Consider the following 21,942-nt stretch of genomic DNA (forward strand, 5'->3'; position numbering starts at 1 on the left):
CGGGCGTCCTACGATCGATGAAGAATCTCGATGTCGAGATATTCGTCAAGGAGGATGAAGTGACTGGCAAAGCAGCGACCGAAGTCGAAGTGATCGTCGTGGGCGGCGGAAACGCCGGATTCAGCGCGGTGCATGCCGCGGCGCGGCGCGGCCGTCGCGTGCTGCTGCTCGAGCGCGGTGAGCAGGACGAGGCCGGGGGCAACAGCTTCTACACCGCGGGCGCGACCCGGGTGCCGCACGACGGGCTCGACGACCTGCGGCCACTTGTGCAGCCGGACGAACGACACGACCGCTCGATCGTGCCACCGTATTCGATCGACGATTTCCGGGCCGACCTGGTCAAGGTCACCGAAGGGGGCAACGACCCCGACCTCACCGAAGTGCTCGTGCACGAGGCCCGCCCGACCGTTGAGTGGCTCGCGGGTCTTGGGCTGAACTACCGGCTCATGTACGAGCGACAGGCCTACGACCGCCCCGACGGCTCGTACCTCTTCTGGGGTGGTCTGCACATCGGCAACGTGGGCGGCGGCGAGGGCCTGATCGCCGACCACACCAGGGTCGCCCTCGAGGAGGGCGTGGAGATCCGCTACGGCCAGCACGTCGTCGACCTGGTCCTGACCGACGCGGGCCGGGTCGTCGGGGTGCGTCTCGCCGACGGAAGCGAGCTCCACGCGCAATCGGTGATCATCGCATCCGGTGGTTTCGAGGCCAGCCCGACCCTACGCGAATCCGAGATGGGCCCCGGCTGGCAGAACGCCAAGGTGCGGGGCACGCCGTTTAACACTGGCGAACTGCTCGAGGCCGGGCTGCGGCACGGCGCGGCGCGCGGCGGCGACTGGACGACCTGCCACTCGGTGCAGTGGGATGCCTTCACCGCGCAGAACGAGTCCAACCGGGTTCTCACCAACCGCCTCACCCGGCAGTCCTACCCGCTCGGCATCCTGGTCAACCGCGAGGGCGCACGTTTCCTCGACGAGGGCGCCGACTTCCGCAACTACACCTACGCCAAATACGGCCGCGAGATCCTCGCGCAGCCCGGATCGGTTGCCTGGCAGATCTTCGACGCAACGCTCCGCCCGATGCTGCGCACCGAGGAATACGACATGCCCGGCATCTCGGTCGAGGTCGCCGACACCCTCGAGGAGCTGGCCGAGAAGATCGGCATCCCCGTGGCGGCGTTCGCCCGCACGGTGGCGGAGTTCAACGGCTCGATCGATCGCGCCACGGCCTTCGACCCCACGGTCAAGGACGGCCGGCGTGCGGCAGTGCTGCCGCCGAAGAGCAACTGGGCCTCGCCGCTGGAGACGGGCCCGTTCTATGCCTACGGCGTGACCTGCGGAATCACCTTCACTTTCGGCGGGCTCAAGACCGACACCCACGGCAGGGTCCTGCGTGAGGACGGCAGAGAGATCCCTGGCCTCTTCGCCTGCGGCGAAGCGCTCGGCGGCCTGTTCTCGAAGAACTACCCGGGCGGCTCCGGACTCACCGCCGGCATGGTGTTCGGCCGCCGCGCGGGCCAGCTGGCCTAGGGCAGCAGGCGGGCGATTCTGGCCACGGCCTCTTCGAAGATCTCGGGGCGGGCCCTGGAATAGTTCAGCCGGAGGAACGAGCCGGTGGGTTCGGCGGGGAACCAGTCGTCGCCGGGGGAGAACAGAACTCCCTCGGTGCGGCTGCGTCGGGCCAGGCCGGGCATGTCGACGCCGTCCGCCAGGCGCAGCCAGAGGTTGAGGCCGCCCCGGGGAACCAGCTCGAGCGCATCCGCCCCCAATTGGCCGCGCACCTGCCGGGCCAGCTCGTCGCGCCGGGCGCGGAGTGACCCGCGCAACCGGGTGAGGTGGCTGCGCCAGCCGGGGTCGGTGAGCACGTCGAGCGCGGCGGCCTGCAGGATGCCGCTGACGTAGAGGTCGTCCACCGTGCGGTCGGCCTGGATCCGGGCCAGGGCCGGGCCGCGGGCCACGACGGCGCCGACGCGGATGGCGGGGGAGACGCTCTTGGTGAGCGAGCGCACGTAGACGACGTGGCCGTTCGCGTCGTCGGCCGCCAGCGGCGCCACATCCGTGTCGATGCCGAAGTCATGGGCCCAGTCGTCCTCGATGAGGTAGACGCCCCGCGCGCGGATGACCGCCAGGATCCCGGCGCGCTCGTCGCTGGTCCAGAACGCACCGGTGGGATTGGCGAAGTGCGGCTGGGCGTAGAAGAGGCGCGCACCGCTGGCGCCGAGGGCATCGTCGAGGTCGCCGGGATCCGGCGCCGCAGCCCCGCGGCCGATCGGCACGACCCGCAGGCCGGCCTGCCGGGCGGCGGCCATCGCGCCCCAATAGGTGGGCGATTCCATCACGATGGCGTCGCCAGGGGCGGCCAAGGCACGGAAGATCGACGACAGCGCGCTCTGGCCGCCTGGCGTGATCACCACGTCGTCGGCGGACGGCGGGGCCACGGCGGATGCCCCGGCGGGCGCCAGCTCCGCCGCGAACCAGCTGAGCAACTCGGGCAGCCCGGCCAGCGGGGCCCGTTCGACGGCGGTGCTTGTGCGGGCCGCTCGCACCAGGGCGGAACGCACCAGCCGGGTCGGCAACAGTTCCTCGGCCGGGTAGCCGGAGTGCAGCGAGATCACGCCGGGGCCGGCGCTTGCCATGGCCGCACCGATGGCGTCTGCGCCGGTGCGCGCCGGGCCCAGCGCCGTGGTCTGCCAGCCGAAATCGGCCCGGTGCACACCGGACCGACGCGCGACGAAACTGCCGGCGCCCGGCCGGGTCTCCACGAGACCCTCGATCACCAGGCGCTGCAACGCCCGCTGCACGGTGAGCGGGCTGGCGGCGTGCTCCCGCACCAGAGTGCGGGTGGACGGCAGCCGTTCACCGGCCGGTCGGGTGGCCGTCAACGTGCGGAGCCGGCGCTCGATGGCGAGGTGGGCGGACTCGCCGTCGGTCCCGGCCACTCGGGTGCTATCCTCTTCCATGAAACCAGAGAATAGCGCTATCGTGTCCTCGCCGCCACTGCTATCCGCGCCGGCCGTAACCCCCGCGGGGACGCCCGTCGCCGCCCCGGCTGATCCGGCCGAACCGCACGCCTCGTCCACCGCCGGCCTGCTGTTCGGCCTGCTGGGTGTGCTCGCGTTTTCGTTCACGCTGCCGCTCACCCGGGTCGCAGTCCACCAGCTCGACCCGCTGTTCGTCGGCGCCGGCCGAGCCGTGCTGGCCGGGCTGCTGGCCATCGGCGTGCTCGCGGCGCTGCGGCAGCGGTTGCCGCGCGGTGGGCAGTGGGTGCGCCTGGCGGTTGTGGCTACCGGGGTCATCGCCGGCTTCCCGATCCTCACCTCGTACGCGCTGCAGACCGTGCCGGCCGCGCACGGAGCGGTCGTGATCGGGCTACTGCCCGCGGCCACGGCCATCGTGGCCGTGCTGCGGGCGCGGGAGCGGCCGTCGGCACGGTTCTGGCTGGCCAGCGGCCTCGGGGTGGTGGCGGTGGCGGGCTTCGTGGCCCTCACCAGCGGTGGCCTGCACACTCTGGCGCCGGCCGACCTGCTCCTGGTGGGCGCCGTGGCGCTCGCGGCCATCGGCTACGGCGAGGGAGCGCTGCTCTCCCGCGAGTTGGGCTCCTGGCAGACGATCTGCTGGGCGCTGATCGTGGCGCTGCCGGTGATGCTGCCGCTGATGCTGGCGGGCCTGGGTTCCGGCTGGCCCGAGGCGGATGCGCCGGCCTGGCTGGCCTTCGCCTACCTGGCCGGGGTGAGCATGTTCCTGGGCTTCTTCGCCTGGTACCGCGGCCTGGCCATCGGCCCGATCGCCCGGGTGAGCCAGATCCAGTTGGTGCAACCGGTGCTCACCATCGTCTGGGCGACCCTGCTGCTGGGCGAACGGCTCGATCCTGTCGTACTGGTCGGTGCGCTTGCGGTGATCCTCTGCGCGGCTACGGCCGTGCGGGCCCGCATCCGCTGACCCGCATCCCCGCCGGGGCGACGAACGCGTCTCAGGAGAACGTGAGCTGAAAGGGACCGAATTGGCAATCTCGCCCTTTTTGTTTCACTTTTTCCTTCCTGGAAGGTGCGGGAACAGGGACACGGCGGGGGTTGCGGAGCAGAATGAACGGGTGTGACGTGCGTTCACCCGCCGGTTACCTGATCGCCTTAGGCTGGCCGCGTCGCGGTTGTCGCGAAAGCCGGACAGGAGCGTGCGTGCCCCCGAACCATCCAGAGCCCGATAAGCGCTCAGCCGACTCCCTCGCCCAGACCGTCACAGCGCCGGCCAGCACGGCCGCGGCCAACACCCCGCGTACCCATGCGACGGAGACCGGCACTGTGGCGACGCCTGAGAACGAGCAGGCCGACAACGAGCAGGTCGCACACGAGCAGGGCGTGCTGGATGCCGGCCACCTGGTTCACCCCGAGCGCACCCTGGTCGAGATCCTGCTGGCCACCGCCGAGGAACACCCCACCGCCCTCGCCCTCGAAGACGCCGCAGGGGCCCTGAGCTACCGCAGGCTGGTGCGCCTGGTGAACGACCAGGCCGTGCGGCTGAGCCAGGCCGGCGTGCGCCGCGGAGACACGGTCGGCATCCGCATCCCGTCGGGCACCCGCGAGCTTTACTTGTCTATTCTGGCCACCCTCGTCGTGGGCGCCGCCTACGTGCCCGTCGACGCCGACGACCCTGAGGAACGCGCCCGCCTGGTCTTCGGCGAAGCCCGGGTGGTGGGCGTGATCGGCGCCCACGGGGTGTTCACGGTGCGCGACGGCCTGGACGCCGGGGTGCTCACCGACCGGCCCCTCGCCGCCGAGGAGGATCCGTCGCTGGCGCACTGGGGCGAACCGATGCCCGGCCCGGACGACGACGCCTGGATCATCTTCACCTCAGGTTCCACCGGCGTGCCCAAGGGCGTTGCCGTCAGCCACCGCTCGGCGGCGGCGTTCGTCGACGCCGAGGCGGGCCTGTTCCTCGCCAACGAACCGATCGGCCCGGGTGACCGGGTGCTGGCCGGCCTGTCGGTCGCGTTCGACGCCTCCTGCGAAGAGATGTGGTTGGCCTGGCGGAACGGCGCCTGCCTGGTGCCGGCCCCGCGTTCGCTGGTGCGCAGCGGCGCCGACCTCGGTCCGTGGCTGATCGCGCACGGCATCACCGTGGTCTCCACGGTGCCCACCCTCGCTGCCCTCTGGCCTGAGGAGGCGCTGGAGAACGTGCGCCTGGTGATCTTCGGCGGCGAGGCCTGCCCGCCCGAGCTCGCCGCCCGCATCAGCGCACGCGGCCGGGAGGTGTGGAACACCTACGGCCCCACCGAGGCGACCGTCGTGGCCTGCGGCGCCCTGCTCGACGGCAGCGACCCGGTGCGCATCGGCCTGCCGCTGGACGGCTGGAGCCTGGCCGTGGTCGACCCGGCCGGCCAGCGGGTGCGCGCCGGCGAGACCGGGGAACTGATCATCGGCGGCGTGGGCCTGGCCCGGTACCTCGACACGGCCCAGGATGCTCTCAAATACGCCCCGCACGGCGAACTCGGCTGGGAGCGCGCCTACCGCAGCGGCGACCTGGTGCGCTTCGACCCTGAAGGGCTCGTGTTCGTCGGCCGCGCCGACGACCAGATCAAGCTCGGCGGCCGACGCATCGAACTCGGCGAGATCGACGCCGCCCTGCAGGCGCTGCCCGGCGTGGCCGGTGCCGCCGCGGTCGTGCAGACCACCCCGGCCGGCAACCAGGTGCTGGTCGGCTACCTCTCCCTGGTCGATTCGGTGCCGGAGAACCCCGGGGCCTTCGACCTGCCCGCCGCCACCGCGGCCCTGCGGGTGGCGCTGCCTGCGGCCCTCGTGCCGCTGCTCACCGTGGTGGAGTCCATCCCCACCCGCACCTCCGGCAAGGTCGACCGCGCCGCCCTGCCCTGGCCGCTGCCCAGCCTGGCCGGTGCCGACGCGGCCGGCACGGATGCGCTCAGCGCCACCGCCGCCTGGCTCGCCGAACACTGGGCCGCGATCCTCGGCCTGCCCGTCGCCGACGCCGACAGCGACTTCTTCGCCTACGGCGGCGGCTCCCTCTCGGCCGCCCAATTCGTCTCGGCGATCCGGGAACGCTTCCCGGACACCCGGATCAGCGACATTTACGACCACCCGCGGATCGGCTCCCTCGCCGACGAACTCGACGGCCGCACCCCACCGGCAGCCAGGGCCACCCGGCAGGTGCTGCCCACCCCCGCCCGCACCGGGTTGCTGCAGAGCCTGCTGAGCGTGCCGCTGCACCTGCTCGTGGGCGCCAGATGGCTGGTCTACCTGGCAGCGGCCAACAACGTTCTCGCCGCCGCCGGCGCATCCTTCGCCCCCACCGTTTCGTGGTGGGCGGTCCTGGCCGGGTTCGTGCTGCTGGTCACCCCGCTGGGCAAGATGGGCATCTCGGTCGCGGCCGCCCGGCTGCTGCTCAGGGGAGTGAAGCCGGGAAACTACCCGCGTGGCGGCTCGGTTCACCTTCGGCTCTGGCTCGCCGAGCAGGTGGCGCACTTCGTCGACGCCGCCAGCCTGGCCGGGGCGCCGTGGATCAGCTACTACGCCCGGCTGCTCGGCGCCCGCATCGAACCCGGCGTCGACCTGCACTCGGTGCCGCCGGTCACCGGGCTGCTCAGCATCGGCGAACGCGCCGCCATCGAACCCGAGGTGGACCTGGCCGGTTACTGGCTCGACGGCGACACCCTGCGCATCGGCCGGGTGCGCATCGGCGCCGAGGCCGTGATCGGCTCCCGCAGCACCCTGCTCGGCGGCGCCAAGATCGGCGAGGGCGCCGAGATCGAACCGGGCTCCGCCGTCTCCGGCCGGGTGCCGCGCGGCGAACGCTGGGCCGGTTCCCCCGCCAGCCGGGTCGGCTCCGCCCGCCGGGCCTGGCCCGCCGAACGGCCGGCGAACGCGCGCCGCTGGCTGCTCGCCTACGGCGCCGGCTCGGTGGGCCTCACCGCCATTCCCACCGCCGCCGTGCTGCTCGGGGTGCTCATCATCGGTCTGGTCATCGGCGACGCCGCCAGCCTGGGCACCGCGGCCGGCCGCGCCGCGCTGGCGGTGCCGCCGGCCGTCCTCGCCGCCGGCCTGCTCTACGCCGGTGCCGTGATCGGCGCCGTGCGGCTGCTCGGCCTGGGCCTGACCGAGGGTCACCACCCGGTGCGCAGCCGGGTGGGCTGGCAGGTCTGGATGACAGAACGCCTCCTCGACGGTGCCCGCACCCTGCTCTTCCCGCTCTACGCCAGCCTGCTCACCCCGGTCTGGCTGCGGCTGCTCGGCGCCAAGGTGGGCCCGGGCGTCGAAGCCTCCACGGTGCTGCTCGTCCCGTCGCTCACCACCATCGCCCCCGGCGCATTCCTCGCCGACGACACCATGGTCGCCTGTTACGAGCTCGGCGGCGGCTGGATGCGCATCGGCCGGGCCAAGATCGGCCGGCGGGCGTTCCTGGGCAACAGCGGCATCGCCGGGCCCGGCCGCACCGTGCCGCGGGACGGCCTCGTGGCCGTGCTGTCGTCCACCCCGAAGAAGGCCAAGCGTGGCTCCTCCTGGCTCGGTAACCCGCCGGCGCGGCTGCGCCGCCGGGTGACCGACATGGACGAGGGTCGAACCTTCCACCCGCCGGCCCGGCTGCGCCTGGCCCGGTCGCTCTGGGAGGTGCTCCGGCTGGTGCCGGTGTTCGCCTCGGCATGGATCGCGCTCGGTGTGCTCGCCACCCTCGAAGTGTTCTGGCTGCTCGGCGGCCCCGGCCTGGCCCTGCTCGTCTCCGGTATTGTGCTGATCGCCGCCGGAGCGGCGGCGGCAGCGCTGACCACCGCCGCCAAGTGGCTGCTGGTGGGGCGGATCCGGGCCGCCGAACATCCGCTCTGGTCGTCGTTCATCTGGCGCAACGAAGTGTCGGACACCTTCGTGGAGATGGTGGCGCGGCCCTGGTTCGCTCAGAACGCCGCCGGCACCCCGTGGCTGGCGCTGTGGCTGCGGTCGCTGGGCGCCACCGTCGGCCGCGGCGTCTGGTGCGAGTCGTACTGGCTGCCGGAGGCCGACCTGGTCACCCTCGCCGCCGGTAGCAGCGTCAACCGGGGCTGTGTGGTGCAGACCCACCTGTTCCACGACCGGATCATGCAACTGGACACCGTGCACATCGGTGCCGGAGGCACCCTGGGCCCCAACAGCGTGATCCTGCCGGCGGCGCGGATCGATGATCACGCCACCGTCGGACCGGGGTCGCTGGTGATGCGCGGCGAGCGGGTGCCCACCGATTCGCTCTGGTCCGGCAACCCGATTGCGCCGTGGCACCGGCCGCCATGGAAGACTTGATCCTTATGTTGCAGTCCACGCCCACCATTCTGGGGTCCGCGTCCGCGGGGGACCCCTACCTTCCGGCCAGCGGCAACGGCGGGTACACGGTGGAGCATTACGACCTGGAGCTGGACTACCGGGTCGCCACGAACCGGCTGACCGCGATCGCCACGATCACGGCGCGGGCCCTGACCGGGCTCGGCCGGTTCAGCCTGGACCTGGCCGGCCTGAGCGTCGACAGGGTCACGGTCAACGGCGTCGCGCCCGTCAAGACCGTGCATGCCGCCCGCAAACTGGTGCTCACCCCCGCCGTGCCGCTGACCGCCGGTGACAGGTTCGAGGTGGTGGTGCGCTACCGCGGGGCGCCGCATCCGGTGCGCAGCCACTGGGGCGAACTGGGCTGGGAGGAACTCACCGACGGGGTGCTCGTCGCCGGTCAGCCCAGCGGGGCGCCGTCCTGGTTCCCCTGCAACGACCACCCCAGCGACAAGGCCACCTTCCGCATCCAGCTGTGCTGTGAGGCCCCGTACACGGTCGTGAGCAACGGGCCGCTGGTGGCCAAGAGCAGCAGGTCCGGCCGCACCACCTGGACCTTCGAGGTGCGCGAGCCCATGGCCGCGTACCTGGCCAGCGTGCAGATCGGCCGGTACCGCCGGCAGGACGTGACCGCCACCCCGGTGGCGTACAGCCTCTTCTACCCGCCCGCGCTGGCCCGGCCGGTGGCGGTGGACTTCGCCAGGCTCGGCGAGATGATCGCGGTGTTCAGCGAGGCGTTCGGCCCGTACCCTTTCCCAGCGTTCTCGGTGATCGTCACCGCCGACGAGCTCGAGATCCCGCTCGAGGCGCACGGCCTGGCCGTGTTCGGCCGCAATCACGTCGACGGCCTGCACGGCAGCGACCGGTTGATCGCGCACGAGCTGGCGCACCAGTGGTTCGGCAACAGCCTCACCCTCACCCGTTGGGCCGACATCTGGCTGCACGAGGGCTTCGCCTGCTACGCAGAGTGGATCTGGGCCGAGGCCAGCGGCGGGCCGAGCGCCCACGCGAACGCCGTGCTGCACCGCGCCGAGCTGGACCTGCTGCCCAAGAACCTTGTCGTGGCCGACCCCGGTCCGCACGACATGTTCGACGACAGGGTCTACAAGCGCGGGGCGCTGGCCCTGCACGCGGTGCGCCAGGCGATCGGCGACGAGGCCTTCTTCACCGCGCTGCGCGCGTACAGCCGCACCCACCGGCATGGCAGCGTCACCACTGACGATCTGCTGGGCTGCTTCGAGGTGGCCTCCGGGACCCGCGTGGCCGAAAAGATCATCGCCCGCTGGGTGGCTGGTAAAAGCCTGCCGCAGGTGGGTACCGCATGAACGCCTTCCGGCGGGCCTGAGGGACCCGTTCACCGCTTACCGCTGACCTGAGCGCTGCCGCGCTACACAGCGTCGGGCTCGTACGCCGCGAGGAGTGCCGTACAGGCCGCGAAGGCGCGGTGCGCGGCGGGAACGCAGGAGTGCCAGTCCGGCCGGTCCCGCAGCATCCGTTCACAGGCCGCGATGGAGACGGATGCGGCCTCCCGGCAGGCCTGCAGCATGGCCTGAGTCGTGGGCCCGTCGGTGCGGGAGCGCCACCCGAGCAGCCGATTCGTGGCCGCGCAGACCTCCACACAGTCCAGGTCGGCCAGGAAGCAGTCCGTGACGTCGTCGTCGCCGTCCAGCCGCAGGCAGGCCGCCGCGCAGTCCTCGCTGATTCTCTCCAGTTCGGTGCAGGCGGCGATGCAGTCCTGCACCTCCACCGGCGGGGCTGCGGCGAACCGGTTGTCGTCCATCTCTTCACGCTAATCCCGAAGACCCACGGGGTGCTAGCCCCACGCTGATTCGGCTGCCGGCCCCGGTCGCGTGGACGTCACGACAGCGAGGGTGCACACGGGGATGACCGGAGGTAATGTGGCCGCTGCCGGGCTTGGCCGGTCGGGTGAGAAGGGACACACGGTGACCATTGCTGCGACCGGGTTGACTGCCGCTGAGGTTGAGGAACGCGTGGCCAGCGGCCGCACCAACGTCTTCGTACAAGACACCAGCCGCAGCATCTGGAGCATCCTGCGGGCCAATGTGCTCACTCTGTTCAACGGCATCATTCTGGCCTGCTTCCTCGTTCTCCTCGCGATCGGGCGGTGGCAGGATGCGTTATTCGGCTTCAGCGCCATCGCGAACGCGGTTATCGGCACGGTGCAGGAGTACCGCGCGAAACTGGCGTTGGACCGGCTGGCGCTCCTCAACGCCCCGAACGCCCGCGTGCTCCGCGAGACGGGCGAGGAGGAGATCGACGTCGAGGCGGTCGTGCTGGACGACATCCTCGTATTGCGGGCCGGTGATCAGGTCGCTGCCGATGCGATCGTGGTCGGCTCCCGCGGCCTACAACTCGACGAATCCATGCTCACCGGCGAATCGGATGCCGTCGAGAAGGCACCGGGTGACCGGGTGCTGTCCGGCTCCGTCGTCGTGGCCGGGGAGGGCACCGGTGCCGTCGACAGGGTCGGCGCCGACTCCTTCGCCAACTCCCTCGCCGCCGAGGCGAAGAAGTTTTCCCTGGTGGCGTCGGAGCTCAGGTCCTCGATCAACCGGGTGCTCACCTGGGTGGCCTGGATCATCGGTCCGATCGCGCTGCTGGTGCTCAACGCCCAGATGATCGCGCAGGGCGGCTGGGAGGAGGCGACAGCCGGCGGGGCATGGCGGGACGCGGTCACCGCCACCATCGCCGCCGTTGTGGCGATGGTGCCGCTCGGCCTGGTGCTCATGACCAGCATCACCTTCGCGGTGGGTGCCGTGAAGCTGGCCCGGCAGCAGGTGCTCGTGCAGGAGCTGGCCGCTGTCGAGGGGCTGGCGAGGGTGGACATGATCTGCCTCGACAAGACAGGCACCCTCACCCAGGGTGACATCGTGTTCGACGCGGCGCATCCGCTCACCGCTGTTGCCGGCTGGGAGCGGGTGTTGGCTTGGTACGGGGTGCAGAACGATGCGAACGCCACCGCACGCAGCCTGGCCGGCCGGTTCGAGCAACCGGTCGAGGAGGAACCAACGGACCGGGTTCCGTTCTCCTCTGCACGCAAGTGGAGCGCCGTCGTCTTCGGCGACGAGATGTGGGTTCTCGGCGGGCCCGAGATGGTGTTCCCGGCCGCCGCGACCGGCGACCCCGTGCTTCAGGAACTCTCCCGCCGGGCCGGCGAGCTCGCCGCGACCGGTCGGCGCACCCTGGTTCTCGCGCACGGCCGCCCGACCCACGACGAAACCGTGCCCGTCGACGCCGTGCCCGTCGTGCTGCTCACCTTCAAGGAGAACATCCGGCCCGACGCCGCCGAGACGCTCTCCTTCTTTGCGGCGCAGGGAGTGGGCGTGCGGATCATCTCGGGTGACAACCCCCAGACCGTCGCGGCGATCGCCCGCGAGGTGGGTCTGGATGCGCCGTCCGGCTTTGACGCCCGCGAGCTGCCCGACACCGATGCCGGGCTGCTCACGGTGCTCGACGACTACCTGGTGTTCGGCCGGGTCACACCCGACCAGAAGCGCCGCATCGTGGTGGCGCTCAAATCGGCCGGGCACACCGTGGCCATGACCGGCGACGGGGTGAACGACGCGCTCGCCATCAAGGAGGCGGACATCGGCATTGCGATGAACTCCGGCGCGGCCGCCACGAAGGCCGTTGCCCGGCTGATCCTGCTCGACGGGCGGTTCTCACACCTGCCCAGTGTCGTCGCGGAGGGGCGACAGGTGATCGCGAACATCGAACGTGTTTCCATGCTCTTCCTCACCAAGACCTCGTACGCGACGTTCCTCGCGATCACCTTCGGCATCCTGCTGCTGCCATTCCCGTTCCTGCCCAGGCAGCTGTCGGTCACCGACGGGCTGACCATCGGCATCCCGGCGTTCTTCCTCGCGTTGCTGCCCAACGCGCAGCGGTACATCCCCGGGTTCCTCCGCCGCTCGCTGACCTTCGCGGTGCCGGCCGGCCTCGCCGTGACCCTCGGCCTGGCCGTCTATGCCCGGCTCGCGGCGGACCTGGCGATTCCGGAGCCGGAGATCCGCAGCGGGTCCACTCTCATCCTCACCATCGTCGGCCTGTGGATCCTCGTGGTGCTGTCCCGTCCCGTCACTCGCTTCAAGGGGGTCGTCATCGGCGCCATGATGATCGGGTTGATCCTGATGTACAGCCTGCCGATCAGTCGCGACTTCCTCCAGCTGGTCGACCTCACCCTGCCCACGGCGGCGCTCGCGCTCGGCACCTCGCTGGTGTGCATCGCGCTCATCGAGGTCGTGCGGTTCGTGCACCGGCGGGTCTCCCGCCGCGACGCGGAGCGGGCGTCGTCTCAGCGCACGGCGAAGTAGCGGCGGCCCGGCCCCACCCACAGCGGCAGGAGCACGGCTGCCACCAGAACCAGTTGGATCGTCACCCCCGACCAGTCCCCGTCGTCGGCGACCACCAGATCGGTGATCGCCAGGGCCAATCCCAGCAGGATCACCACCGTCGCGCTCAGCCGCGACGCCCGGCTGCCGCGCGCCACCCCGGAGGCGAGGGCGATCACGAACAGGCCGAACAGGATGATGCCGGCTCCGACCAGGGTGACCCCGAACGCGATACCGTCGGCGGCCACGTCGGGGGCGTAGCGCAAGAACAGGGTCACGATCCCGAGCGCGATCTGGGCGATCCCGCCGATGTACATCACGATCACGGCCCAGGTCACCCAGCCGGGGCGCCGCGGATGCTCCTGACCCGTCATCGACGGTTCCTCCTCACCGGGGCCCAGGCTCCGCTCCGCCGAACCGACAGGGCAGGCCGAACCGTTCTTGCGCCCAAAATACCGACGCCGAGGCCATCTGCGCAATCACCGCGGCGGAGGTGCCGTGACCATGACCAGGGCGGGGCGCCGGGCGCAGACTACGACGACGGTGGCCGCTGCGCCCGGCGGGGCGGCCACAGGCCACACCTGTACGTCGTTGACGGAGAAGGGGGCCTCGGGCCAGGACACGGTTCGGCGATCGGTCGGGCCAGGCGAGCGATCGTGGAGCCTGCCAGCCGACTCGAGGGTGACCGAGAGGTCACGGGGGTCGGTCCGGAGACCCACCTCGGCGGCCTTGAGCACGGCCTCCTTCGTCGTCCAGATGGTTGCAAGGGCCGCTGCCGTGGCGGCCGGCTGCAGCGGGGCGAGGGCCACGGCTTCGGCGGGGGAGAGCGCCACGTCGTCCAGCGGAGCGCGGGCGAGGTCGGCGAGCGACTCGAGGTCGATGCCCACCGGGCCGGCCGCGGTGACCGCGAGGGCGAGCAGGTCGCCGGACCGGGCCAGGCTCACCCGCGGCACGCCGGAGGTGGAGCCGGCGATTCTCACCCGCAGCGGGCCGTGCTCGCCCGCGCCGCAGCGGGGGCATCGTTGGGTGAGGCTGACGGATGCGGCGTCCACGCCGGTCAACCGGGCCACGAGGTCAGCGAGTAGCGCATGGTCGCCGGCCTTGGTGTTCGCGCGCTCACCCACGGCCACGGCCACGGTGCGCGACAGATCGATCGCCCCGGGGCTGCCGCCCGGCCGGGCGCTGCCCGGCAAACCGGTCGCCGGCAGGCCGTTGACGGGGGCAGGAGCATCGGGCACGCCCTCACCCTAACGCCGTCGGCATCCGTCGCGGTCGGTGCCCGAACAGGCCGACCCGCAGGGACCTTGTTCCGGGTCCGTGACGGTGCGAGAATCAACGGGACCAGCCCTTCTGGATGCACACCGGCGTGCGGGGCTGTCGAGGCTCCAGGCGGTGGGTGAGGTTGCAGTGAAGAGGTTCGAAGGTCTGGCGAAGCCATCCACTCTCGCCGCCGGGTCGGTTTTCCTGATCGGCGGCATCCTGGACCAGGCGTTACGCCTGACCGGTGCCCCGCTCAGTGAACTCGCGCAAAGTCCGGTGTACGCCGTGCGGTCGCTGGCCCTGCTCGGCGGAACGCTGCTGCTGATCCTCTCGCTGGTGTCGATCTATGAGCGCCATGCCAAGCAGATCGGCCCGTTCGGCTTCTCCGCCGCGGTAGTTGCCGGCACCGGCACGATCCTGCTCAGCGGCCAGTTCTGGGCGGAGGCGTTCCTCTATCCCACCCTCGGCCGCGTCGCACCCGCCCTCCTCGACGGTTCCGAACGGCCCGGCTCCTTCGCGTTCGGGCTTCTGTTGACCGCCGCGGTGTTCGGGGTCGGCTGGCTGCTGCTGGGCAGCGCCATCCTGCGCGCTCGCGTGTACCGGATTCTCCCCGCCGTTTTCATCCTCGCCGGCGGCGCCATCTCGCTGCTGCCCGGCTGGGCGCTCGGCCAGGCGGTGCTCGGCGTAGGCCTGGTGCTGCTCTCCTTCAGCCCCAGCTATCGCAAGCACGAGGGTCCGCAGCGCGTGGGCAGTCAGCTGCACTGAAACGCCGGTGCGCCACGCCGGTGCGCGCCGCACACACCCGCCGGTGCCACACTTGTACGGCGAGTGAGGAGCGGCAGTGGCGCTGATTGATGACGCGATCTATGTGGATGGTCGACGGGTAGCGACCCCGGAGACCCTGCAGGACGTTTTCGAGGTACTGAAGGAGAAGGCCGGGTTCGCCTGGATCGGACTGTACCGGCCGACCGATGACGAGATCAGGAGCGTCGCTGACGAGTTCACCCTGCACCACCTCGCGATCGAGGATGCGCTCAAGGGTCACCAGCGCGCCAAGATCGAACGGTACTCGGACACCCTGTTTCTGGTGTTGCGGCCGGCCAGGTACCTCGACCGGGAGGAACGGGTCGAGTTCGGCGAACTGCACGTCTTCGTGGGCCCGGACTTCGTGGTGACCATCCGGCACGCCGAATCGCCCGACCTTGCGTCGGTGCGGCAACGACTGGAGAGCACCCCCGACCTTCTCGCGTTCGGGCCGCAGGCTGTGCTCTACGCGATCCTCGACCAGGTGATCGACGAATACGCGCCGGTGGTCGCCGGGCTGGAGAACGACATCGACGAGATCGAGGACCAGCTCTTCGACGGCGACCAGGCCGTGTCCAGGCGCATCTATGCCCTGTCCCGGGAGGTCATCGAATTCCAGCGGGCCACCCAGCCGCTGATCGGCATGCTCGAGTCGCTGCAGGAGGGCTTTGAGAAGCACGGCGTGGATGTGGAGTTGCACCGGCACCTGCGCGATGTGCTTGACCACACCATCCGGGTCGTGGAACGCGGCGACGCGTTTCGCCAATTGCTGCAGAACGCCCTGACGGTGCACAGCACCCTCGTCGCGCAACGGCAGAACGACGAGACCCGCCGACTGAGCGAGACCGGCCTGGCGCAGAGCGAAGAAGTCAAGAAGATCTCCAGCTGGGCGGCGATCCTCTTCGCCCCCACCCTGGTCGGCACCATCTACGGCATGAACTTCACCCACATGCCTGAGCTAAAATGGCAGTTCGGTTATCCCTTCGCGATCACCCTGATGGTTGCCATGGGTTTCGGGCTCTACGCCGTGTTCAAGCGCAAGGACTGGCTCTAGAGGCCCGAATTCGGCTGTATTCGCAGAGAATGCTGCGAATGCGGGAAAAAACCGGGTGGCCTAACCGAGAACCGGTCGGCAGAGAAATAGGGTGTGGGTGTGTGGCGCCTCGATAGAAAACCAGAAGATGACGACTTTGTGTCGGATTACTCCGACGCGCCGTCTGCCGACTCGCGTCTCGCGACGTCCCCGGACTCGGTGAGCCTGGGGGACCCGGCGCTGGTCGCCGGGAACATCGCCGAACCCACCTGGCAACGCTGGCGCGACGAACTCGGCGCCGTCGGCGGCCACTCGCCGTTGCTGCACTTCGGGGACAGCCCGCGCTCCCGCATCGAACTTTCCGCCACCCACCCCGGTGGCCTGCCGCAGTTCATCACCGGCAAGACCACGCTGCTCTCCAACCTCATCCGTGACGAGCTGGCGCTGCGCAACGCCCGCCTGGCCGCCAACGAGATCACCCAGAAGGGCATCGAACTGCGCTCGATGCGGGGCATCGAATCGGTGCACCTCGCCATCGGGCTGGCCCAGTGGCGCTACGGCGACGTGGAGTTCACCGCGCCGGTGCTGCTACGCCCCCTGGCCATCCGCCGGTACGGTCGCGACTTCGAACTCAAGCTCAAGGGCCAGCCGTTCCTCAACCCGGAGCTGGCTCGGGCGCTGCACGAGCAGTTCCAGATCACCCTCGACGCCGACGCATTCGTGGCGCTCGCCGTGACCAACGGTGCGTTCAAACCGCAACCGGTGATCGACCGGCTGCGCGGGCTCACCTCGCACCTGCCCTGGTTCAACGTGGTGCCGCGCCTGGTGGCATCCTCCTTCGCCGACGTCGGCCGGGCCATGGCCACCGACGCGCACAAGCTCACGCATCCGGTGCTCGACGCCGTCGCCGGCAACCCCACCGCCAAGCGGGCCATCGAGATGGCTTACAACCCGGTGCTGCCGATCGCGCAGGACGTGCGCCCGCCCGGCACCGACACACTGCTGCTGGATGCCGACGCCGAGCAGGAGAACGTCGTCGCGCAGATCAGCGCCGGCAACTCCCTCGTCGTGAAGACCCTGCCGGGCACCGGCGGCACCCAGACCATCGTCAACGCCATCGGATCGCTCATCGCCCAGCACAAGCGGGTGCTCGTGGTCAGCGCCCGCCGCTCCAGCCTGGACGGCATCGCGCACCGGCTCGTGCAGGTGGGCCTGCCCGGCGTGGCCGTCACCCCGCGCACGCTGCGCCGCGACCTGATCCAGTCGATCACCCGCAACGAGAAGTGCACCCAGCCGCGCGTCGGCGATGTCGACGACGCCCTCGTGCGCCTGCGCAAGGTGCTGCTGGACTACCGCTCTGCGCTCACCCGCAAGGACGGCGCGCTCGGCGTGTCAGTGCTCGACGCGCTCGGCGAACTCGCCAGGCTCGCCCAGCTGCCGGCCCCGCCGTCGACAACGGCCCGGCTCGACCGGGTCGCCCTGGAGCGCCTCGCCCACGACCGGGCCAGCGCCGCCGCGATCCTGATCAAGGCCGCCGTGCTCGGCCAGTTCCGGTACGGCCCGGGCGACTCGCCCTGGTACGGCGCCGCGTTCACCTCCACCGCGGATGCCGCCGCGTCGCACGAGTTGGCCAAACGGTTGAGCAAAACCGACCTGCCCCGGCTGCTGGAGCGCGCCGGTCACCTGGTCGGCCAGACCCGGTTGCGCCCCTTCGAGACCGTGCACGAGCTGGGCATCTACCTGCGCCTGCTGCTGGACATCCGCGAAACGCTGGACAAGTTCCAGCCCGCCGTGTTCGACCGGTCCCTCACCGAACTCATCGCCGCGACCTCCGCCCGTCGCGACTCGCCCGAGATGACCAGCGCCAACCGGCGCCGGCTGCGGAAGCTCGCCGACGAATACCTGCGTGCCGGCGTGCACGTGAGCGACATGAACGAGAGCCTGCGGCGCATCCAGCAGCAGCGCACCCTGTGGCAGCGCTACGCCGCCGCCGGCGTCACCCCCGAGGTGCCGGTCGGTATCAACGATGTGCACGTCGCGTTCCAGCGCGTGGCCGAGGACCTCGGCAAGCTCGACGTGCCGCTCGGCAACGCCGGGACCCCGCGCCAGCTGGTCTCCCGGCCCATCCGCGAACTCGTGCACACCATGACCGGCCTCGCCGCCGAGAGTGAGGTGCTCGCCAACCTGCACGAGCGCACCGCCCTGCTCGCCACCCTGCGCGAGCACAACCTCGACCCGCTGATGACCGACCTCTCCCAGCGCCACGTGTCGGAGAAGGACGTCGCCGCCGAGCTCGAGCTCGCCTGGTGGCAGTCCGTGCTCGAGGTGATGCTGAGCGGCGACAAGGCCCTGCTCAACGCCAACACCCAGGTGCTGGACCGGCTCGAAGCTGACTTCAAGCTCGTCGACGAGGCGCACGCGTCGACCACCGGGCAGATCCTGGCCTGGCTGCTCGCCGAGACCTGGAAGATCGGCGTGGTCGACTGGCCCGAAGAAGCCGACCAGCTGCGCCGGCTGCTGCGTGCCGACCGGGCCACCCCCGCCCGGATCAACGAGGTGTCCCCGCACCTGGGCCGCGTGCTCGCTCCGGTCTGGCTCGCCTCGCCCTACGAGGTCGCCGCACTCGACGACAAGATGACCTTCGACGCCGTGCTCCTCGTCGACGCCGGCGCGACCACCCTCGCCGAGAACGTCGGCGCCATCCGCCGCGCCAAGCAGGTCGTGGCGTTCGGCGACCCGGTCACCCAGACGCCGTCCGGGTTCGAGACCGGCATCGTCGAGCCCTCCGATGTGCCCACCCCACAGGAAACCAACGTCGACGCGCTGCACGCCGACTCCGCGCTGGCCCGGCTGGGCGAACTGCTGCCCACGCTCACGCTCACCCGCAGCTACCGAGCCGGCGGTGAAGACCTCGCCGAGCTGGTGAACCACCGCTTCTACGGCGGCCGGATCGACTCGCTGCCCTGGGCGGGCAGCTTCCTCGGCCACGGCAGCCTCACCCTCAACTACGTCAAGGGCGGCCACGGCATGCCCGACGTGGACAGCGGCGCGGTGGAGAGCGTCGACGCCGAGGTCGCGAAGGTCGTGGACCTGGTCATGGACCACGCGGTCAAGCGTCCTCGCGAATCGCTCATGGTGATCACCGCCAGCGCCCGGCACGCCGTGCGGGTGCACCAGGCTGTGCTCGCCGCGTTCTCCAAGCGCACCGACCTCTCCGACTTCATCCTCAAGGACCGCGCCGAACCGTTCACGGTGCTCACCCTCGAGCAGGCCGTGGCGCAGAGCCGCGACCGGGTGATCTTCTCGATCGGTTACGGCCGCACCCCGCACGGCCGGCTGCTGAGCAACTTCGGCTCGCTGGGCGAACCCGGCGGCGAACGCCTCCTCGCGATCGGCATGACCCGCGCCCGCCGGGCGATGGACATCGTCTCCTGCTTCCGTCCCATCGACATCGACGCCGACCGCCAGCGGCACGGCATCCTCGCCCTGTCGCAGGTGCTCACCGAGACCGAGGCGCGCCGCAACGAGGTGGCCGTGCCGGATGCCCGCGAAGCCATGCTCGTCGACCTGGCCCGCCGCCTGGAACGGAAGGGCCTCACCGTCTCGCTCGGCCACCGCGGCAAACTCGCGCTGGCAGCCTCACACGCCGGCCGCGCCGTGGTCGTGGAGACCGACGCCGTGGTCAACCGGGCGAGCCTGCGCGAGTCCCTGCGGCTGCGCCCCGAGGTGCTGCGCCGCCTGGGCTGGCACTACCTGCGCGTGCACAGCTTCGAACTGTTCAGCAACCCGGATGCCGTCGCCGCCCGCGTCGCCGCCCTCGCGGGCGTCGCGCAGACCGAAGGGTCGGACGGTCCGGCGCACCGTGCCTGACCCGGCTGCCGGGTCTGGCCCGGCGGCTGTGCCCGATGGCACGGCGGTGGCCGCGGCATCCACTGACACCGCGGCGCCGCGTCAGTCGGTGGTCAAGTCGGCCGGCGCCCGCCGGGCCCGGCTGACGCCCGCACCGGACACCGACACCAGCCCCGAGCCGCCCTCCCGCGAAGAGGGCGGCCAGACCGCTGGTGACGGCTCCTCCACGAGCGCGAACGACGCCCGCCTGCGCCAGGACAAACCCCCGCACTGGTAGCAGATCCTGCACTCGCAGCAGCTCCCGTCATCCCCGCCCGCAGCCGCGCAGCCTCGAGCATCCCGAGCGCGAAAAGCCAGTTGAGGCCAGTGTGTGAGCCCCCAAGTGGCCTCAACTGCCATCTCGGCGATTCCCGTGACGGCGAAAAGCTAATTGGGGCCAGTGTGTGAGTGCGCCAGTGCCCTCAACTGTCCTCTCGCGCCTGCCCATGCCCGCCCGCGCCCGCCCGCCCGCGCCCGCCCGCCCGTGACGGCGAAAAGCCAATTGGGGCCAGTGTGTGAGCGCCCAAGTGGCCTCAACTGTCATCTCGGCGTGTTTTTCCCAACGCGCGAGCCGCGCCGCGCCAACGCGTCCGGCCGGCCGGTTGCACAACTCCTGCAATTCCCATCACGACGGGCAGCGGATGCCGTAATCACGCGGGTGTGCAACTCGGCGCCGGAAATCTGCAGGAGTTGTGCATCCCGCGGCGGGGTCTACAGGGTGTGCTTGGGGCTTTCGGTGCCGGCCGACGCAGCAAACGGTGCGGGGGCATCCGTCGCGGCAACGGGGGAGACGGCGCCGCTCTGCGCGGCGAGCAGGTCGCGGATCTCGGTGAGGAGGTCCAGGTCGGTGACCGGGTTCTTCTTCGGGTCCAGCGGCACACCGGCCTGACGGCGGCGGGCCTGGTTCTCCTTGAGCTTGTTCAGCGGCATCACGAACGCGAAGTACACCACGGCGGCGACCAGGAGGAACTGGATGAGCGCGGCGAGGACCAGGCCGAACGAGAGCTCACCGGAGAAGAACGGCACGACCATCGACTTCGCCAGGCTGTCGGCGTTGAAGATCGCTGCGATCAGGGGATTGAAGATTCCCGTGACGATGGCGTTGACCAGGCCGGTGAACGCGGCACCGATGACGACGGCGACGGCCAGTTCGATGACGTTGCCGCGCATGATGAATTCTTTGAAACCGTTGATCATGGCTATGTGCTTTCTGGTGCGATGCGGGTACGAGACGAGGAGCGGGTCAGGATGCCTTCGGCGCCGGCGTGGGCGTCGAGCTGGAACCGGACGACGAGCCGGAGCCGCTCGAGGACGAGCCCCCGGTCGACGGGGCGGGCGAACTGCTCTTCTCGGCCGGCTTGGCCGACGACGACGAGGACTCGGACGAGGAGGAGTCGGCCTTCTTTGCGGCCTTCTCGGCAGAGAGCGACGACTTGCCGCTGGATTCCGCACGCGAGTCGTTGCGGTAGAAGCCTGAGCCGGTGAAGCTCACGCCGATCGATGAGTACACCTTGCGCAGCTTGCCACCGCAGGCGGGGCACTCCGTGAGCGTGTTGTCGGTGAACGCCTGCTGGATGTCGAAAGCGGTGTCGCACTCGGTGCAACGGTAGGAATAGGTAGGCACTGCGTCTTTTCGGTTTGTGGTGTTCGGGGCTCTGACCGGCAGGTGCCGGTCGGGAAAGTCTAGAAGACGACGATGCGAGTGGGAGTGACGAGGCCGTTCACCGGCTGATCGTGCACCTCGCGGGGAACCTCGTCGACGTATTCATTGTCGTACACCACGGCGTACACCGGCGGGCACTTCTCCATCGAGCCGAGCGTCTTGTCGAAGTAGCCGCGACCCCAGCCCATCCGCAGGCCGGTCGTGTCGATCGCGGCGGCGGGCACGATGATCAGGTCCACGTCGTTGATCGCGATCGGGCCGAGCAGTTCGCCCTGGGGCTCGGGGGCGCCGGACAAGCCCTGCACCTCGGTCTCCTCCTCGCCGACGGTCCAGTCCAGCAGACCGTCGTCACGGGAGACCGGGAACAGCACCCGTATGCCCCTGGCCTCGGCCCAGTTGACGAACGGCCGGGTATTCGGCTCGGTCGGGCTGGAGAGATAGCAGGTGATCGACCGCGCCGAGAGGTCGGTGACGATGCTCTGCAGGTTCTCGGTGAACCCCGCGGTGGCGGCTTCACGCTCCGCAGCAGTCATGGTGTGGCGGCGCTCCCGGAGGTCTGCGCGGAGCGCCCGCTTGCGGTGCTCGATGTCAGAATCCATACAAGTCATCCTAGGTGCGTAACCAATACAGGTTGCCGCTAACCTAAGGC

General features: G+C 70.5%; 16 protein-coding genes. 9 read left to right on the forward strand and 7 right to left on the reverse strand.

The features are described 5' to 3' along the window. Positions 1–59 precede the first annotated feature (59 nt). Positions 60–1,529, forward strand: coding sequence for an FAD-dependent tricarballylate dehydrogenase TcuA (gene tcuA, locus E3T61_RS00940; protein WP_241992313.1), 1,470 nt, complete (start codon positions 60–62; stop codon positions 1,527–1,529). On the opposite strand, the gene E3T61_RS00945 is transcribed toward tcuA, so the two are convergent. Then, a complete protein-coding gene (locus E3T61_RS00945; RefSeq protein WP_198418618.1) occupies positions 1,526–2,959 on the reverse strand; it encodes an aminotransferase-like domain-containing protein in 1,434 nt (477 codons plus the stop codon). The two genes, tcuA and E3T61_RS00945, sit on opposite strands and share 4 nt — an antisense overlap. Here E3T61_RS00945 and E3T61_RS00950 point away from each other — a divergent pair. From E3T61_RS00950 to E3T61_RS00960, 3 genes are all read left to right on the forward strand, one after another. Continuing rightward, entirely contained in the window at positions 2,958–3,938 is a 981-nt protein-coding gene (locus E3T61_RS00950; protein ID WP_198418619.1) for a DMT family transporter, read from the forward strand. The two genes, E3T61_RS00945 and E3T61_RS00950, sit on opposite strands and share 2 nt — an antisense overlap. A 359-nt stretch (positions 3,939–4,297) precedes the next feature. Next, on the forward strand, positions 4,298–8,275 hold the full coding sequence (locus tag E3T61_RS00955; protein ID WP_420898456.1) for a Pls/PosA family non-ribosomal peptide synthetase: 3,978 nt from the start codon (positions 4,298–4,300) through the stop codon (positions 8,273–8,275). 5 nt (positions 8,276–8,280) lie between these two features. Next, positions 8,281–9,618 (forward strand): M1 family metallopeptidase, encoded by a 1,338-nt coding sequence (locus E3T61_RS00960; RefSeq protein WP_241992314.1) that lies wholly within the window; start codon positions 8,281–8,283, stop codon positions 9,616–9,618. Positions 9,619–9,680: 62 nt separating this feature from the next. On the opposite strand, the gene E3T61_RS00965 is transcribed toward E3T61_RS00960, so the two are convergent. Beyond that, positions 9,681–10,073: a four-helix bundle copper-binding protein gene (locus tag E3T61_RS00965; protein ID WP_134639050.1), complete on the reverse strand. Its 393-nt coding sequence runs from the start codon at positions 10,071–10,073 to the stop codon at positions 9,681–9,683. A 103-nt stretch (positions 10,074–10,176) separates the two neighbouring features. Here E3T61_RS00965 and E3T61_RS00970 point away from each other — a divergent pair, with 103 nt between their 5' ends. Further along, the gene (locus E3T61_RS00970) at positions 10,177–12,627 is read left to right on the forward strand and encodes an HAD-IC family P-type ATPase (RefSeq protein ID WP_134639051.1); all 2,451 of its coding nucleotides are present in this window, start codon (positions 10,177–10,179) and stop codon (positions 12,625–12,627) included. On the opposite strand, the gene E3T61_RS00975 is transcribed toward E3T61_RS00970, so the two are convergent. Further along, on the reverse strand, positions 12,609–13,019 hold the full coding sequence (locus E3T61_RS00975; RefSeq protein WP_241992316.1) for a hypothetical protein: 411 nt from the start codon (positions 13,017–13,019) through the stop codon (positions 12,609–12,611). The genes E3T61_RS00970 and E3T61_RS00975 overlap by 19 nt on opposite strands. A 105-nt stretch (positions 13,020–13,124) precedes the next feature. Then, the gene (locus E3T61_RS00980; protein ID WP_134639052.1) at positions 13,125–13,883 is read right to left on the reverse strand and encodes a 4'-phosphopantetheinyl transferase family protein; all 759 of its coding nucleotides are present in this window, start codon (positions 13,881–13,883) and stop codon (positions 13,125–13,127) included. 169 nt (positions 13,884–14,052) lie between these two features. Here E3T61_RS00980 and E3T61_RS00985 point away from each other — a divergent pair, with 169 nt between their 5' ends. The 4 genes from E3T61_RS00985 (at position 14,053) to E3T61_RS01000 (ending at position 19,868) form a co-directional block, all read left to right on the forward strand. Continuing rightward, positions 14,053–14,670, forward strand: coding sequence for a hypothetical protein (locus tag E3T61_RS00985; RefSeq protein ID WP_134639053.1), 618 nt, complete (start codon positions 14,053–14,055; stop codon positions 14,668–14,670). 76 nt (positions 14,671–14,746) lie between these two features. After that, positions 14,747–15,763 carry a magnesium/cobalt transporter CorA gene (gene corA, locus E3T61_RS00990; protein WP_134639054.1) on the forward strand — a complete coding sequence of 339 codons (1,017 nt, stop codon included), beginning with the start codon at positions 14,747–14,749 and terminating at the stop codon, positions 15,761–15,763. Positions 15,764–15,901: 138 nt separating this feature from the next. Then, complete coding sequence (locus tag E3T61_RS00995; RefSeq protein ID WP_241992317.1) at positions 15,902–19,612, forward strand: AAA family ATPase; 3,711 nt, start codon at positions 15,902–15,904, stop codon at positions 19,610–19,612. Continuing rightward, positions 19,605–19,868 carry a hypothetical protein gene (locus E3T61_RS01000; protein WP_241992318.1) on the forward strand — a complete coding sequence of 88 codons (264 nt, stop codon included), beginning with the start codon at positions 19,605–19,607 and terminating at the stop codon, positions 19,866–19,868. Before E3T61_RS00995 ends, E3T61_RS01000 begins: the two co-directional genes overlap by 8 nt. 473 nt (positions 19,869–20,341) lie before the next feature. Here the strand turns inward: E3T61_RS01000 and mscL are convergent, their stop codons facing one another. From mscL to E3T61_RS01015, 3 genes are read right to left on the reverse strand one after another with little or no spacing between them, the layout of a single operon-like run. Further along, positions 20,342–20,827: a large conductance mechanosensitive channel protein MscL gene (gene mscL / locus E3T61_RS01005; protein ID WP_134639056.1), complete on the reverse strand. Its 486-nt coding sequence runs from the start codon at positions 20,825–20,827 to the stop codon at positions 20,342–20,344. A gap of 46 nt (positions 20,828–20,873) precedes the next feature. Next, positions 20,874–21,254, reverse strand: a complete 381-nt coding sequence (locus E3T61_RS01010; RefSeq protein WP_134639057.1) for an FmdB family zinc ribbon protein — start codon at positions 21,252–21,254, stop codon at positions 20,874–20,876. A 59-nt stretch (positions 21,255–21,313) separates the two neighbouring features. After that, positions 21,314–21,892 (reverse strand): 5-formyltetrahydrofolate cyclo-ligase, encoded by a 579-nt coding sequence (locus E3T61_RS01015; RefSeq protein WP_134639058.1) that lies wholly within the window; start codon positions 21,890–21,892, stop codon positions 21,314–21,316. Between the last annotated feature and the right edge of the window lie 50 nt (positions 21,893–21,942).

Source organism: Cryobacterium lactosi (genome assembly GCF_004403945.1).
Taxonomy (GTDB): domain Bacteria; phylum Actinomycetota; class Actinomycetes; order Actinomycetales; family Microbacteriaceae; genus Cryobacterium; species Cryobacterium lactosi.